The 14,618-nt window shown below is 59.3% G+C and carries 15 protein-coding genes; 2 read left to right on the forward strand and 13 right to left on the reverse strand.

Features of this window, described 5'->3' with window-relative positions; all coding sequences use genetic code 11:
• The 5 genes from BMZ46_RS06025 to BMZ46_RS06045 form a co-directional block, all read right to left on the reverse strand.
• Complete coding sequence (locus BMZ46_RS06025; RefSeq protein ID WP_039771228.1) at positions 1–522, reverse strand: hypothetical protein; 522 nt, start codon at positions 520–522, stop codon at positions 1–3.
• Positions 523–595: 73 nt separating this feature from the next.
• On the reverse strand, positions 596–934 hold the full coding sequence (locus BMZ46_RS06030; RefSeq protein WP_039771226.1) for a phage holin family protein: 339 nt from the start codon (positions 932–934) through the stop codon (positions 596–598).
• A gap of 147 nt (positions 935–1,081) precedes the next feature.
• Positions 1,082–1,528 carry a tail fiber assembly protein gene (locus BMZ46_RS06035; RefSeq protein ID WP_052266599.1) on the reverse strand — a complete coding sequence of 149 codons (447 nt, stop codon included), beginning with the start codon at positions 1,526–1,528 and terminating at the stop codon, positions 1,082–1,084.
• A gap of 136 nt (positions 1,529–1,664) precedes the next feature.
• Positions 1,665–2,087, reverse strand: coding sequence for a tail fiber assembly protein (locus tag BMZ46_RS06040; RefSeq protein WP_235375918.1), 423 nt, complete (start codon positions 2,085–2,087; stop codon positions 1,665–1,667).
• Between the two features lie 519 nt (positions 2,088–2,606).
• The gene (locus BMZ46_RS06045) at positions 2,607–3,341 is read right to left on the reverse strand and encodes an XRE family transcriptional regulator (RefSeq protein ID WP_041475154.1); all 735 of its coding nucleotides are present in this window, start codon (positions 3,339–3,341) and stop codon (positions 2,607–2,609) included.
• A gap of 210 nt (positions 3,342–3,551) precedes the next feature.
• On the opposite strand from BMZ46_RS06045, the gene mutS reads away from it, so the two are divergent.
• Positions 3,552–6,134, forward strand: a complete 2,583-nt coding sequence (mutS, locus tag BMZ46_RS06050) for a DNA mismatch repair protein MutS (protein ID WP_074691313.1) — start codon at positions 3,552–3,554, stop codon at positions 6,132–6,134.
• 163 nt (positions 6,135–6,297) lie between these two features.
• Positions 6,298–6,621, forward strand: a complete 324-nt coding sequence (fdxA, locus tag BMZ46_RS06055) for a ferredoxin FdxA (protein WP_007908827.1) — start codon at positions 6,298–6,300, stop codon at positions 6,619–6,621.
• A 511-nt stretch (positions 6,622–7,132) separates the two neighbouring features.
• On the opposite strand, the gene rpoS is transcribed toward fdxA, so the two are convergent.
• The 8 genes from rpoS to BMZ46_RS06095 all read right to left on the reverse strand — a co-directional run bounded on the left by rpoS (position 7,133) and on the right by BMZ46_RS06095 (position 14,604).
• The gene (rpoS, locus tag BMZ46_RS06060; protein ID WP_007954831.1) at positions 7,133–8,140 is read right to left on the reverse strand and encodes an RNA polymerase sigma factor RpoS; all 1,008 of its coding nucleotides are present in this window, start codon (positions 8,138–8,140) and stop codon (positions 7,133–7,135) included.
• 106 nt (positions 8,141–8,246) lie between these two features.
• Entirely contained in the window at positions 8,247–9,128 is an 882-nt protein-coding gene (locus tag BMZ46_RS06065; RefSeq protein ID WP_074691311.1) for a peptidoglycan DD-metalloendopeptidase family protein, read from the reverse strand.
• 211 nt (positions 9,129–9,339) lie between these two features.
• The gene (locus BMZ46_RS06070) at positions 9,340–9,975 is read right to left on the reverse strand and encodes a protein-L-isoaspartate(D-aspartate) O-methyltransferase (protein WP_170844894.1); all 636 of its coding nucleotides are present in this window, start codon (positions 9,973–9,975) and stop codon (positions 9,340–9,342) included.
• Between the two features lie 41 nt (positions 9,976–10,016).
• Positions 10,017–10,766 carry a 5'/3'-nucleotidase SurE gene (gene surE, locus BMZ46_RS06075; protein ID WP_039769691.1) on the reverse strand — a complete coding sequence of 250 codons (750 nt, stop codon included), beginning with the start codon at positions 10,764–10,766 and terminating at the stop codon, positions 10,017–10,019.
• Entirely contained in the window at positions 10,754–11,812 is a 1,059-nt protein-coding gene (gene truD / locus BMZ46_RS06080; protein ID WP_039769690.1) for a tRNA pseudouridine(13) synthase TruD, read from the reverse strand. Before truD ends, surE begins: the two co-directional genes overlap by 13 nt.
• Positions 11,809–12,282: a 2-C-methyl-D-erythritol 2,4-cyclodiphosphate synthase gene (gene ispF, locus BMZ46_RS06085; RefSeq protein WP_074691309.1), complete on the reverse strand. Its 474-nt coding sequence runs from the start codon at positions 12,280–12,282 to the stop codon at positions 11,809–11,811. Before ispF ends, truD begins: the two co-directional genes overlap by 4 nt.
• A gap of 299 nt (positions 12,283–12,581) precedes the next feature.
• Positions 12,582–13,436: an S-formylglutathione hydrolase gene (gene fghA / locus BMZ46_RS06090; protein WP_039769689.1), complete on the reverse strand. Its 855-nt coding sequence runs from the start codon at positions 13,434–13,436 to the stop codon at positions 12,582–12,584.
• 55 nt (positions 13,437–13,491) lie between these two features.
• The gene (locus BMZ46_RS06095) at positions 13,492–14,604 is read right to left on the reverse strand and encodes an S-(hydroxymethyl)glutathione dehydrogenase/class III alcohol dehydrogenase (RefSeq protein ID WP_007954819.1); all 1,113 of its coding nucleotides are present in this window, start codon (positions 14,602–14,604) and stop codon (positions 13,492–13,494) included.
• Between the last annotated feature and the right edge of the window lie 14 nt (positions 14,605–14,618).

Raw genomic sequence — 14,618 nt, forward strand, 5'->3', positions numbered from 1 at the left:
TCAGGCCTCCAGCGTGGTGTATTGGTCGGGATCGTCGATGTCGCTGACTTCCCAGGTGCGGGCGAATTTCGGTGTACCGAGCGGGTCGTCCAGCAGGGTCGGGCCCAAGTAGAGGGTCTGGTTGAAAGACAATGTCCAGGCTTTGTTCGGCTGGTCGGCGCGGATGAGCAATGACGGCAATCCATCGATGTTCATCGGCAGATCGCATTGATCGCCGGACAGGCCCCAGCGGTTGTCGGTGACCAGATTCTTCAGGGCGGCGATCAGGTCACAGGCGGCAAACGCCGTGGCGGACAGCGCCGGAATGACTTGCAACGACAGCGTCAGCACATGGGCGATGCGCCCATTGGCGGCGCGCTCTCCCGGTGCATTTCGCTCGATGTCGATCAGCACCCAGGCCTTGTCGCCGGGGGCCGTGAAGTCATCGTGACTGCCGACCTGCACGTTCAGCTCGGAGCTGTTGCGCAAGGCTGTCGCCATCGCCATGAACAGTTGCGAAGGCTGCTGGATCGGTGCGGGCATGCTTGACCTCCTTTTTCTGATGTCCACGCGAAGTCCCGCCGCACGGCGTGCAGCGAGACAGGAAAGTGAGGGGTTATTGCGGATCGCGCGGCGGAACTTCGCAGACGCCGATGCGCTTGGCGGCCCAGCGTTCGTAAAGACCGATGGCCACGTCGGCACCGGCCATTGCGGTGAGACAACCAAATGCCCCAGCGGCCCAGATCGACAGCCCGGCGGCATACAGCAGCATGATCGCCGAGACACCGCAGATCATGCAGGCGCCGGAGCGCAAGGCCAGGCGCCGCAACAGTGACCAGCCGCGAGCGCCCTCCTTGTCGGCACGCCACATTTCGCCGGACACCCCGCCCACGACGGCCAGGAGGATGACCAGCCAGATCGGCATGTCCGCCAACGCTTGTTGCTCGTTTGTCATGTCACGCCTCCGTGGGTGATTGATGAGTGGTGTGTGTGTGTTGGTTTCAATCGTTTTCTCTTGAGGCAGGCATTCCAAAAAGCCCGGCGCATTGGCCGGGCTTTTCAGTAATGCACGCTCAGTTTTGCACTGCCGCTCATGACGGAATCAGAAGGGGATCACTGGCCAGTTGATCGAGGCTGGGTAGCCCGGTTGACTGTTCACCTCGCCAAGAGCAACGAAGTACTGTTTGTAAGCGAGCAACTTCGCCTCTTCTTCAGACGTGGCAATACCCAGATCGTGCTTGTAATGCAGAGGGTGGAAATTCAGCCATTCGACGGCGTCATCCATTTCCTTGCGAAGACGGGCACGTGCGAGCGCGAGGTGGTCTTCGTCGGTCAGCTCAACAAAAACAAATATGACAGTGCCATTAGGTTGCCAGGACTGAAAAGCCTTCCAGCCGACTTGAACTGTCGTATTGCCTGTCGCATCAACCCATACGCCCGATACTCCCTCGATCGGCGCAGTCGGCAGGCCCTCCTCCGTATCCAGAATCTGGATAACCATCGCAAAGCCGGTGGGATAGGCACTGCCAACGTAGACATAACGATTCATTTTCATCTCCTTATAAAGTTCAGGCACTGCATTGTTCTGTGCAAACCTGACGATCCATGGCGCGATGGGTGCGCCAGGCGGGCATTCCAAAAAGCCCGGCAAATGGCCGGGCTTTTCAGTACTGATCTCTGGCGACCTACGGCAACTCTGGCCAAACGATGGTCACCGGAAAGTCCGGCTGCTTATTGACCTGAGTGAAGGCCACGCAGTACTCCTTGAACGCGCTCAGGTACAGTTGCTCCGCAGTAGTAGCAATGCCCAGATCAACTTTGTATTGCAGCCCGGCGGAGGCAACACGGGTGATTACGTTGTCGAACCGACGCGTTTTTTCATTGCGCAGTTGTTCACTCAACGCCGATTGGCCCCAAGGAAACTCGGGGGCGAAAGACCAGACACCGTCGGTGTTGATCGCGTTGTGGCCGTAGTCAACCTGGCCAGCTATAGCGGTAACGTCGACCCACACCTGATCACCGGGAAACTCTTCGGTGATCGGATTGACCGTTTCGAAAATGTTGTCGACCTTGCCATTCACTACGCGTGCATATTTTTTCAAACTCATTGCTGACATCCTTATTTGATCGCCTGTATCGCGGCTTGGGTTTATCTGTCTGCATCGGGCAGGCATTCCAAAAAGCCCGGCAACTCGCCGGGCTTTTCAGTAATGCGCTCCTTCGCCTTCCTTCAATCCTGTGTACGAGAAGGAAGCTGACTTTTCGGCGCTACTGGCGCGGTACGAGTCCATTCAAATTGTTTTTCCGACCGCGGTCCCTGCCCGCCGGATAACTGCTTCTGGTGCTTTACGCTGCACACCCGGGTCAGTTGCCAACCCTCTGAACCGTTGAGGCCGGTTCATCGCTGCCTGTTCTTGTGGAACTAAAGAGCTGTTGTTGCCAGCCGCTTTGTCGAGCGGCTTGGTGGCAAGAATATGCATGGATGCATATACAGTCAATGCGTAAATGCATTTATTTATGCACAAGAAATGCGCGAATGCATGAAAGCCCCGCGATTCAAGGGTTAGCCGGTTTTCTACAGGCGAAAAAAAACCCGCCGAGGCGGGTTTTGTCAGCGAGGAATCCGGTTACCGGGCGTACATGCCCCACCAGAAGACGTGACCGAGGATGACGATCTGCTCTTCCTGCATGTCCTGGAAGCTGTAGTCCTCGTCCGGGTGTTCATCGCGATTGAAGCTGCGCAGACGGATACCGGTAGGCAGGCGATAGAGCTGCTTCACCCGCAATTGACCATTGTGGTTGATCGCATAAAGGTCGCCATCGATGATGTCGCCGATCCCGCATTTTCCCGCGTTGACCCCGACCGTGGCACCGTCGCGCAGCACCGGTAACATGCTGTTGCCCCGTACCGTCACGCATTTGGCCTGATCGAACTGCACACCGTTATGGCGCAGGCTGCGCTTGCCGAAGCGCAGGCTGGAGCGTTCGCTCTCTTCGATGACGAATCTTCCTGATCCAGCAGCCAATTCAACCTCGCGAAGAAAGGGCACCGACACCTCGTCGTCATCGACTGGCGTGTCGTCGTCCCACAGGCTTATGTCCTTGAGTTCGGAATGCAACTCGTCGCGTCCGGCGTTGGCGGCGGGCGCAACATCTGCGCGCCCGCGCAACTGATCGGTGCTCACGGCAAAGTATTCGGCGATCTTCGAGATGTGTTTATCCGAAGGATCGACGATCTTCCCGCTGAGAATCCGCGAGAGCGTGGATTGAGGCACGCCGGTGCGACGGTGGAGCTCCGTGGGGGAGATCCCGTGCTGGTCGAGCAGTGCTCTTAAGACGGTAGATACGTTGCGTTTTTGCATAACGCGCATAGTGCTTGAAGTTTTTCGCGAAGACAAATGCTGATTTGCATAAATCGTGCATAGTCGACCTTTTCAAGCCAGATAGCTGTCACCCTGCCGCGATGCCTGCGTCCGACAGACTGCCCATGGTAACCTTGCGCCCATCGCGGAAATGCCCGGCCACTGCCGCGCTTTTGCCCCACACCTTTGAACGAGTTGCCTGACAATCCGATGAATAAAGCCGTCTCCGACCTGTCCTCCCACACTCCGATGATGCAGCAGTACTGGCGCCTGAAGAATCAGCACCCGGACCAGCTGATGTTCTACCGCATGGGCGACTTCTACGAGATCTTCTACGAAGACGCGAAGAAGGCGGCCAAGTTGCTGGACATCACCCTGACCGCGCGCGGGCAGTCGGCGGGGCAGGCGATTCCGATGTGCGGGATTCCGTATCACGCGGCGGAAGGCTACCTGGCGAAACTGGTCAAGCTCGGCGAATCGGTGGTGATCTGCGAACAGGTCGGCGACCCGGCGACCAGTAAAGGTCCGGTCGAGCGCCAAGTGGTGCGCATCATCACCCCGGGCACGGTCAGCGACGAGGCGTTGCTGGATGAGCGTCGCGACAACCTGATCGCGGCGGTGCTGGGCGACGAGCGGCTGTTCGGCCTCGCCGTGCTGGACATCACCAGCGGCAATTTCACCGTGCTTGAGATCAAGGGCTGGGAAAACCTGCTGGCGGAGCTTGAGCGTGTCAACCCGGTCGAGTTGCTGATCCCGGATGATTGGCCAAAGGATCTGCCGGCGGAAAAACGCCGTGGGGTACGTCGCCGTGCACCGTGGGATTTCGAGCGCGACTCGGCGCTGAAAAGTCTCTGCCAGCAATTCTCCACCCAGGATCTGAAAGGCTTCGGTTGCGAAACCCTGACCCTGGCGATCGGCGCCGCCGGTTGCCTGCTGGCATATGCCAAGGAAACCCAGCGCACCGCCCTGCCCCATCTGCGCAGCCTGCGCCATGAGCGGCTGGACGACACCGTGGTGCTGGACGGCGCCAGCCGCCGCAACCTGGAACTCGACACCAACCTGGCGGGTGGCCGCGACAACACCCTGCAATCGGTGGTCGACCGTTGCCAGACCGCCATGGGCAGCCGTTTGCTGACTCGCTGGCTCAACCGTCCGCTGCGCGACCTGACCGTGTTGCTTGCTCGTCAGACCTCGATCACTTGCCTGCTCGACCGCTATCGCTTTGAAAACCTGCAGCCGCAGCTCAAGGAAATCGGCGACATCGAGCGGATTCTGGCGCGGATCGGCCTGCGCAATGCCCGCCCTCGCGACCTCGCCCGCCTGCGTGATGCACTCGGCGCGTTGCCTCAACTGCAAGTGGCAATGGCTGACCTGGAAGCGCCGCACCTGCAACGCCTGGCGGCCACCACCAGCACTTACCCGGAACTGGCGGCGCTGCTGGAAAAAGCCATCATCGACAACCCGCCGGCGGTGATCCGCGACGGCGGCGTGCTGAAAACCGGTTACGACAGCGAACTCGACGAGCTGCAATCGCTGAGCGAGAACGCCGGTCAGTTCCTGATCGATCTGGAAGCCCGGGAAAAGGCCCGCACAGGCCTCGCCAACCTGAAAGTCGGCTACAACCGTATCCACGGTTACTTCATCGAGTTGCCGAGCAAACAGGCTGAATCGGCGCCGGCAGATTACATCCGCCGCCAGACCCTCAAAGGCGCCGAGCGCTTTATCACCCCGGAGCTGAAAGAATTCGAAGACAAGGCACTGTCGGCCAAAAGCCGCGCCCTGGCCCGCGAGAAGATGCTCTACGAGACGTTGCTGGAAGACCTGATCAGCCAGTTGCCGCCGTTGCAGGACACCGCTGGCGCGCTGGCCGAACTGGACGTACTGAGCAACCTCGCCGAACGTGCGCTGAATCTCGACCTGAATTGCCCGACGTTCGTCAGCGAGCCGTGCATGCGCATCTCCCAGGGCCGTCATCCGGTGGTCGAGCAAGTGCTGACCACGCCGTTCGTGGCCAACGATCTGAGCCTGGACGACAACACTCGCATGCTGGTGATCACCGGCCCGAACATGGGCGGTAAATCCACCTATATGCGCCAGACTGCACTGATTGTGCTGCTGGCGCACATCGGCAGCTTCGTGCCGGCGGCCAGTTGCGAACTGTCGCTGGTGGACCGGATTTTCACCCGGATCGGTTCCAGCGACGACCTCGCCGGCGGGCGCTCGACCTTCATGGTGGAAATGAGCGAAACCGCGAACATCCTGCACAATGCCACCGAGCGCAGCCTGGTGCTGATGGACGAAGTCGGTCGCGGCACCAGCACCTTTGACGGTCTGTCCCTGGCGTGGGCGGCGGCGGAGCGTCTGGCGCAATTGCGGGCCTATACTCTGTTTGCGACGCACTATTTCGAACTGACCGTACTGCCGGAAGCCGAACCGCTGGTGGCCAACGTGCACCTCAACGCCACCGAGCACAACGAACGCATCGTGTTCCTGCACCACGTGTTGCCGGGGCCGGCAAGCCAGAGTTATGGCCTTGCGGTTGCGCAGCTGGCCGGTGTGCCAAGCGAAGTGATTGTGCGTGCTCGTGAGCACCTGAGCCGCCTGGAAGATACCGCGCTGCCGCATGAGGCGCCAAAACCGGCCGCCAAGGGCAAACCGGCGACACCGCAGCAGAGCGACATGTTTGCCAGCCTCCCGCATCCGGTGCTGGATGAATTGGCCAAACTGGATCTGGATGACGTCACACCGCGTCGTGCACTCGAAATGCTCTATGCACTAAAGAACCGGATCTAAGCACCGACGAACCGGATATAACGCAAACGGCTTCAAGCTGTTAGAATCTCGCGCGGTTTGGGATGCTGCTGGCTAATAGCCTGGCTGGCAGACATCGCTCCCGAACCTGGCGACCCCAACCGTGAAGGGGCAACGCTGCCGCCGCCTGAGGAGAAAATTAGAAATGACCTTCGTCGTCACCGACAACTGCATCAAGTGCAAGTACACCGACTGCGTAGAAGTCTGTCCGGTGGACTGCTTTTACGAAGGCCCGAACTTCCTGGTGATTCACCCGGACGAGTGCATCGACTGCGCCCTGTGCGAACCGGAATGCCCGGCCGTGGCCATTTTCTCCGAGGACGAAGTTCCGGAAGAAATGCAGGAATTCATTCAGCTGAACGTCGAGCTGGCCGAAATCTGGCCGAACATCACCGAGAAGAAAGAATCGCTGCCGGATGCCGAAGAGTGGGATGGCGTCAAAGGCAAGATCAAAGACCTCGAACGCTGATCTGTCCCGCGTTCGAATGAAAAGGCCCCTCGCGGGCCTTTTTGTTTTTGCGGGTTTGGCTTTTCTTCAGGCAAAAAAAGGGGCGGTTTGACCCGCCCACATTTTTCCCTATTCCCTGTGTTCCTTTTCATCGTCCTGATGAATCGCGTCCTGCGATGTCCATTCCCCTCTTCCTTGAAGGGCGTGTCTATCCGTCGACACAACCCAGATACTAAAGAGTTCCCCGATACGGGCAACCGGTCGGATCCAGTAAAACCTCGTGTCATAAGCATTTAATAATTAAAAATATTCATATAAATCAAAATCTTATAAATGACTCAACAGACCAATGGATGTCTTCCGCAGTGTAAAAATAACGAACACTTACGAAAGAGTAAGCCAGGGCTTACACCGCGAGACTACAAAACCGGGAAATGACGACCGGTCGTCAGATCCCAGGCCGTACTCCAGAGCCGGGCAACAAAAAGCCCCGAACGGGTCGGGGCTTTTTATTGGTTGGCATGCAGAACGCTTACTGGAACAGCGACTCGCTCGACAGACCGTTTTTCTCGAGGATTTCCCGAAGGCGCTTGAGGCCCTCCACCTGGATCTGTCTCACCCGTTCCCGGGTCAGGCCGATCTCCAGACCTACATCTTCCAGCGTGCTGCTCTCGTGACCGCGCAGGCCGAAGCGACGTACTACCACTTCGCGTTGCTTGTCAGTCAGCTCCGAGAGCCACTGATCGATGCTCTGCGACAGGTCGTCATCCTGCAGCAGTTCGCACGGATCGGTCGGACGGTCATCCGTCAGAGTGTCCAGCAGGGTTTTATCCGAATCCGGACCCAGCGAGACGTCGACCGAAGAAACCCGCTCGTTCAGGCCCAGCATGCGCTTGACCTCGCCCACCGGTTTTTCCAGCAGGTTGGCGATTTCTTCGGGTGAAGGTTCGTGGTCGAGCTTTTGCGTCAGCTCCCGTGCAGCCCGCAGGTACACGTTGAGTTCCTTGACCACATGAATCGGCAACCGGATGGTCCGGGTCTGGTTCATGATCGCGCGTTCGATGGTCTGACGGATCCACCAGGTCGCGTAGGTCGAGAAGCGGAAGCCGCGCTCGGGATCGAACTTTTCCACCGCGCGGATCAGTCCGAGGTTGCCCTCTTCGATCAGATCCAGCAGCGACAGCCCCCGATTGACGTAACGCCGGGCGATTTTGACCACCAGCCGCAGGTTACTTTCGATCATGCGCTTGCGCCCGGCAGGATCGCCACTTTGCGACAAGCGCGCAAAATGAACTTCTTCTTCCGGGGAGAGCAGAGGGGAAAAGCCGATTTCGTTGAGGTACAGCTGCGTGGCATCGAGTGCCCGAGTGTAATCGATGTACTTATGTTGTTTAAGTGAAGCGGAGTGTTTGGATTTGGCACGAACGGAAGGTGGAGCAGCCCCTTCATCATTCGACATCGAATCCGAATCGATGCCGGTCTCCATCAGGAGAACCTCATCGTCGATGTCAAACTCCGGCACTTCTTTACTGAGAGCCATTGTTATAGTCCTTTGGTGAGTTCGACCCCAAGCTCAAGCGACGCCTTTATCCTTGGCAACGCTGGAGCCTGTCCCCTCTACGTGACGGAACAGGCTGGTCTGCAAATCAACGTCTTGGCAGGAACTGCAGCGGATCTACAGGTTTACCTTGTCGGCGAATCTCAAAATGCAGTTTCACCCGGTCTGTACCCGTTGACCCCATTTCGGCAATTGTCTGTCCGACCTTGACCTGCTGCCCCTCCCGTACCAACAGCCGACGGTTGTGTCCGTAAGCACTGACGTAGGTTTCGCTGTGTTTGATGATGACCAATTCGCCGTAGCCCCTTAAGCCACTCCCGGCGTATACCACCGTCCCATCAGACGCAGCTAAAACAGGCTGTCCCAAATCTCCGGCGATATCAATTCCTTTATTCAAACTACCGTTTGAAGAGAATTTTCCAATGAGAATGCCATTAGATGGCCATCCCCAGCCGGTCGGGGCCGGGCCCGCTGGAGGCAGTGGAGCGGGTGTTGGCTTGTTGGCGACGGACGGTACAACCGTCGTCGAAGCCGCACCGGAACCCGTGGTTGTGGTGGTGGTCGTGCCATTTGCCTGGCGCCGGATAACCGTGGTTTTGCTGGACGAAGACGCTGAAGATCCGGCGCTGCTGACGACCGCCGTCGACGTTGAACCGGTACGTCCGTCGAAGCGAATCGTCTGACCCGGATGTATCGTGTATGGCGTAGGAATATTGTTCCGGGCGGCGAGGGCTTTGTAGTCCCAGCCGTAGCGAAAAGCGATGGAAAACAGGGTATCGCCCGGACGGACTACATACTGCCCGGTCGTCACGACCGGACGCTGGGCCACCGTATTGTTGCGATCGACGACCCGAACGTTGCTCGATTTTGTGCTGGAGCAACCGACCAGCAAGGTGCTCAAGACAAGGCCAGTCACCAGGCGCTGAAAGCTCGTGTTACCCATACGCTGCGCAATGACTGTGAGACTCACCCGCCGCTCCCTTTGTGGTGGCTGAAAAATGTGGAATACCGATTCCGGCATGAAACTTCGCAAGTATAACGGGCGCAACCGGCTTTACCTTTATAGAAGCGCTATCGCTCGGCGCACACGTTTGCTTGTAGACGATCCATCCTGTTTAAACACTCGCTGCCGCTGTAAGACAGGCACGCGCGAAAGGAATTCAGCGGCCTCGAACAAATGCTCAGGCCAGCGGGCCATTAAGCAATGGCACGAAACGCACCGCCCCCAGAACGTGTCGGGAGAAGCCGTTTTCTTCACGCACGATCAGCATCAATTGCTGCACTTCGCCCGAACCGACCGGGATCACCATCCGCCCGCCCGGTGCCAGTTGATCAAGCAAAGCCTGAGGCACATCGGTGGCCACGGCGGTAACGATAATGCCGTTGTACGGCGCCAGCGCCGGCCAGCCTTCCCAGCCATCGCCCCAGCGAAACACCACATTGCGCAGGTTGAGCTCGACCAGGCGTTCCTTGGCCCGATCCTGAAGCACCTTGATGCGCTCGACCGAGAACACCCGCTCGACCAGTTGCGATAGCACCGCTGTCTGGTAACCGGAACCCGTGCCGATCTCCAGCACTTTATCCAGCGGCCCGGCCTCCAGCAGCAGCTCGCTCATGCGCGCCACCATATAAGGCTGGGAAATGGTCTGGTTGTTGCCGATCGGCAGCGCGGTGTCCTCATAGGCCCGGTGCGCCAGCGCTTCATCGACGAACAGGTGCCGCGGGGTGCGACGGATCACTTCCAGCACGCTGGCGTTGGAAACGCCCTCTTCATACAGACGCTGGATCAGGCGCTCACGGGTTCGCTGGGACGTCATCCCGATGCCGCTGCGCAGCCTGTCGTCTTGTTCACGAGCCATTAATTGAGCCCCTCCAGCCAGCCGTCGAGACTTCTGAAGGCATCATTGAAGGTGCGATCGAGCTGCAACGGAGTGATGGATACGTAACCCTGCATCACCGCGTGGAAATCGGTGCCCGGCCCGCCGTCTTCCGCATCACCTGCAGCAGCGATCCAGTAACCGGCCTTGCCGCGCGGATCCACGACCTTCATCGGTGCCGCCGCACGGGCGCGATGGCCGAGACGGGTCAATTGAATGCCGCGAATGTGATCGATCGGCAGATTGGGAATGTTCACGTTCAGCACCGTGCGCGGTGGCAGGTCGAGCCCGGAATGGGCTTCGACCAGTTTGCGCGCAAAGTAGGCGGCCGTAGGCAAGTTGTCGACCTGCCGCGAAGCCAGCGAGAAGGCAAACGACGGGCGCTCAAGAAAGCGGCCCTCGAGGGCGGCTGCCACCGTCCCGGAATACAGCACGTCATCACCCAGGTTGGCGCCCAGGTTGATCCCCGACACCACCATGTCCGGCTCGCGTTCAAGCAAACCGTTGAGGCCCAGATGAACGCAGTCGGTCGGCGTGCCATTGAGGCTGATAAAGCCGTTGGCCAGGTATTGCGGGTGCAATGGACGGTCGAGTGTCAGCGAACTGCTGGCACCACTCTTGTCCTGTTCCGGGGCGATAACCACGCACTCGGTGTAATCCGCCAGCGCAGCATAAAGCGCGGCAAGACCGGGCGCAGTCACCCCATCGTCGTTAGAAATCAGAATACGCATGGGCTGTCCGTCTGCCCCACCGGCACCAGATCAACGAGTTCGCGCACCAATACGGTGGCGAAGCATCCGGCCGGGAGGACGAATTCCAGTTGCAGAATGTCAGGCTCGGGATAATGCCACGTCAACCCGCCAATGGGCAGCCGCAGGATGCGACGTTCGTGGCTCATACCGGCATTAATCAACCAATCGCGCAGATCCGCCTCGCGTGCGGCAATCCCCTGCTCCAGATCATGGACAACCCCGGCCGCCGGCGAGTCACCTTCGCCCCACTGCGGACCGGTCGGGTGCAGGTCGAGAATCGCCAGACGCGGATCACTGCATTCGGCTTCCCCGGCCGGGAAAAAGCTGCGGCTATCGGTGAACGCCAGCAGATCGCCGACCTGGGCACGCTGCCAGGTGCCATCGGCGACCCGTGCTGCGAGCACCTGATTGAACAGAAAACTGCGCGCGGTCGACAGCAGTCGCGAACGCACATTGCGCTGCTCCGGCAGCGCCTTGCGCGCAGCCCACGAACGGGCATCGACCACGTTGCCACCGTCATGGCCAAAACGCTGGGCGCCGAAGTAATTCGGAATACCTTGTTTGGCGATCAGTTGCAGGCGCTCATCGATGGCAGCCTTGTCGCCTTTGAACTGGGTCAGGCGCAACGTGAAACCGTTGGCCGAATGCGCGCCACGTTGCAGCTTGCGCTTGTGGCGGGTGGTCTTGAGGATTTTCAGCGTGTCGTTTTCCGCCGCCGACAGATCCGGATCGGCCTTGCCCGGCAATTGCACGCTGAACCACTGGCGGGTCAGCGCCTGACGGTCTTTCAGACCGGCATAACTAACTGTGCGCAGCGGCACGCCGGCAGCCTTGGCTATACGGCGCGCTGCCTCTTCGGTGTTCAGGCCGCGTTTTTCCACCCAGATCCACAAATGCTCTCCGTCTCCGCTGAACGGAATGTCGAGCACTTCATCGACCTGAAAATCTTCGGCGATAGCTTTCAGTACCGCGGTGCCGAGGGCGTCACCATAGGCCCGCGGGCCGAGCAGTTGCAGTTCGTTCATGCGCGCAGCAACAAGGCAACGGAATGCACGGCGATGCCTTCTTCGCGACCGACGAAGCCGAGCTTCTCGGTGGTGGTGGCTTTCACGTTCACTTGATCCAGCTCTACTTGCAGATCCGCGGCAATCAGCGCGCGCATCGATTCGATATGGGGGGCCATTTTCGGGGACTGGGCAACGATGGTGTTGTCGACATTGCCGACCTTCCAGCCCTTGGCGTGGATCAGACTGACCACATGACGCAGCAGCACACGGCTGTCAGCGCCCTTGAATTGCGGGTCGGTGTCCGGGAAATGCTTGCCGATATCACCCAGCGCAGCCGCGCCGAGCAAGGCATCGCTCAAGGCGTGCAGCAGGACGTCACCGTCGGAGTGAGCGAGCAGCCCGAAGCCGTGTGCGATTCGCACGCCGCCCAGAGTAATGAAATCGCCTTCAGCGAAACGGTGCACATCATAGCCGTGGCCAATACGCATAAAAAAACGCCCCGAATTTTGTCAGGGCGTGATTCTACCTGCATTAACCCGGGGGGTGTTCTCAATTAGTTTCCCCTCCGCGTTGTCGCCTTAAAGCGTGCCAGGCAAGGCGCAGGCCGCTGGGAATGGTTGTTCCCTTCCCAAGGCATGCAACGCAGCATGGCACGCTTTAAGGCACAACCCGAAGGGCCGGGCCTGCTGTTTTGCAGGGCTGCGTTGCTCGAAGCTTATTTGGAACAACCAAACCACGCTTCTCGCGCCTTGCCCTGCAAAACAGCAGACCCGGCGCGGAGTGGAAACTAACTGAGAACACCCCCCAGAGCGCGTGCGTGATGCTGCAAGTGGTCGTCAATGAAGCTCGCGATGAAGAAATAGCTGTGGTCGTAGCCCGGTTGCAGACGCAACGTCAACGGATGACCCGCTTGTTTTGCCGCTTGTTGCAGGGCTTCGGGTTTTAGTTGGGTGGCGAGGAAGTCGTCGCGATCACCCTGATCGACCAGCAGTGGCAGTTTCTCGTCCGCTTCGGCGATCAGTGCACAGGCATCCCACTCGCGCCACTTCGAACGGTCTTCGCCCAGATAGCGGGAGAACGCTTTCTGGCCCCACGGACAATCCATTGGATTGTTGATCGGCGAAAACGCCGACACCGACTGATAACGCCCCGGATTGCGCAACGCACAGACCAGCGCACCGTGACCGCCCATCGAGTGGCCGCTGATACTGCGTTTGTCCGACGCCGGGAAATGCGCTTCAACCAGTGAAGGCAATTCCTGCACAACGTAGTCATGCATCCGATAGTGCCGCGACCAGGGTTCCTGCGTGGCATTCAGATAAAACCCGGCACCGAGACCGAAATCCCAGGCCCCGTCGGGATCACCCGGTACATCCGGGCCGCGCGGACTGGTGTCAGGTGCAACGATGATCAGCCCCAGTTCAGCCGCCATGCGCATGGCACCGGCCTTCTGCATGAAGTTCTCGTCCGTGCAGGTCAGGCCCGACAGCCAGTACAGCACCGGCAGCTTGCCGCCCTGCTCTGCCTGCGGCGGCAGGTACACGGCGAACACCATGTCGCAGCCCAGCACTTCGGAGCGATGGCGATAGCGCTTGTGCCAACCGCCGAAACTTTTCTGACAGGAGATGTTTTCCAGACTCATGTAGGACTCCTACGCAACCACGGCCGCGCGGTGGCGGCCATGGCATCGGGATTGATCAGAAATGAATGACGGTACGGATGCTCTTGCCTTCATGCATCAGATCGAAGGCCTTGTTGATGTCTTCCAGGCCCATGGTGTGGGTGATAAAGGTATCCAGCGGGATTTCGCCGCTTTGCGCCATGTCGACATAGCTTGGCAGCTCGGTACGACCACGCACGCCACCGAACGCCGAACCGCGCCAGACGCGACCGGTCACCAGTTGGAACGGACGGGTGGCGATCTCCTGGCCGGCGCCGGCAACACCGATGATCACCGACTCACCCCAGCCCTTGTGGCAGCACTCGAGGGCTGCGCGCATCAGCTGCACGTTGCCGATGCATTCGAAGGAGAAGTCGACGCCGCCATCGGTCATGTCGACGATCACTTCCTGGATCGGACGATCGAAATCTTTCGGGTTCACGCAGTCGGTGGCACCCAGTTGCTTGGCGATTTCGAACTTGGCCGGGTTGATGTCAATGGCGATGATGCGCGAGGCCTTGGCCTTTACCGCACCAATCACCGCCGACAGGCCAATGCCGCCGAGGCCGAAAATGGCCACGGTGTCACCCGGTTTGACCTTGGCGGTGTTGATCACCGCGCCGATACCGGTAGTCACGCCGCAACCGAGCAGGCAGACCTTTTCCAGCGGCGCGTCCTTGGAGATCTTGGCCACGGAGATTTCCGGCAGCACGGTGTACTCGGAGAATGTCGAGGTCCCCATGTAGTGGAAAATCGTTTGGCCCTTGTAGGAAAAACGCGAAGTGCCGTCCGGCATCAGGCCCTTGCCCTGGGTGGCGCGGATCGCCTGACACAGGTTGGTCTTGCCCGACTTACAGAATTTGCACTGACCGCATTCCGGGGTGTACAGCGGAATGACGTGGTCGCCGACGGCCACGGAGGTCACGCCTTCGCCGATTGCTTCAACGATTGCACCACCTTCGTGGCCGAGGATCGACGGGAAAATACCTTCCGGGTCTGCACCGGACAGTGTGTAGGCGTCAGTGTGGCACACCCCGGAAGCCACCACGCGCAGCAACACTTCACCGGCCTTGGGCATGGCGACATCGACTTCTACGATTTCCAGCGGCTTCTTGGCCTCGAAGGCAACGGCGGCGCGCGACTTGATCATGCTGACTCTCCAGT

This window comes from Pseudomonas sp. NFIX49, assembly GCF_900115915.1.
GTDB classification, from domain to species: Bacteria; Pseudomonadota; Gammaproteobacteria; order Pseudomonadales; family Pseudomonadaceae; genus Aquipseudomonas; species Aquipseudomonas pharyngis.

Coding starts and splice junctions, on each gene's coding strand:
- BMZ46_RS06025 (WP_039771228.1), bottom strand. CDS start 522: ATGCCCGCACCGATCCAGCAGCCTTCGCAACTGTTCATGGCGATGGCG.
- BMZ46_RS06030 (WP_039771226.1), bottom strand. CDS start 934: ATGACAAACGAGCAACAAGCGTTGGCGGACATGCCGATCTGGCTGGTC.
- BMZ46_RS06035 (WP_052266599.1), bottom strand. CDS start 1,528: ATGAATCGTTATGTCTACGTTGGCAGTGCCTATCCCACCGGCTTTGCG.
- BMZ46_RS06040 (WP_235375918.1), bottom strand. CDS start 2,087: ATGAGTTTGAAAAAATATGCACGCGTAGTGAATGGCAAGGTCGACAAC.
- BMZ46_RS06045 (WP_041475154.1), bottom strand. CDS start 3,341: ATGCAAAAACGCAACGTATCTACCGTCTTAAGAGCACTGCTCGACCAG.
- mutS (WP_074691313.1), top strand. CDS start 3,552: ATGAATAAAGCCGTCTCCGACCTGTCCTCCCACACTCCGATGATGCAG.
- fdxA (WP_007908827.1), top strand. CDS start 6,298: ATGACCTTCGTCGTCACCGACAACTGCATCAAGTGCAAGTACACCGAC.
- rpoS (WP_007954831.1), bottom strand. CDS start 8,140: ATGGCTCTCAGTAAAGAAGTGCCGGAGTTTGACATCGACGATGAGGTT.
- BMZ46_RS06070 (WP_170844894.1), bottom strand. CDS start 9,975: ATGACGTCCCAGCGAACCCGTGAGCGCCTGATCCAGCGTCTGTATGAA.
- surE (WP_039769691.1), bottom strand. CDS start 10,766: ATGCGTATTCTGATTTCTAACGACGATGGGGTGACTGCGCCCGGTCTT.
- truD (WP_039769690.1), bottom strand. CDS start 11,812: ATGAACGAACTGCAACTGCTCGGCCCGCGGGCCTATGGTGACGCCCTC.
- ispF (WP_074691309.1), bottom strand. CDS start 12,282: ATGCGTATTGGCCACGGCTATGATGTGCACCGTTTCGCTGAAGGCGAT.
- fghA (WP_039769689.1), bottom strand. CDS start 13,436: ATGAGTCTGGAAAACATCTCCTGTCAGAAAAGTTTCGGCGGTTGGCAC.
- BMZ46_RS06095 (WP_007954819.1), bottom strand. CDS start 14,604: ATGATCAAGTCGCGCGCCGCCGTTGCCTTCGAGGCCAAGAAGCCGCTG.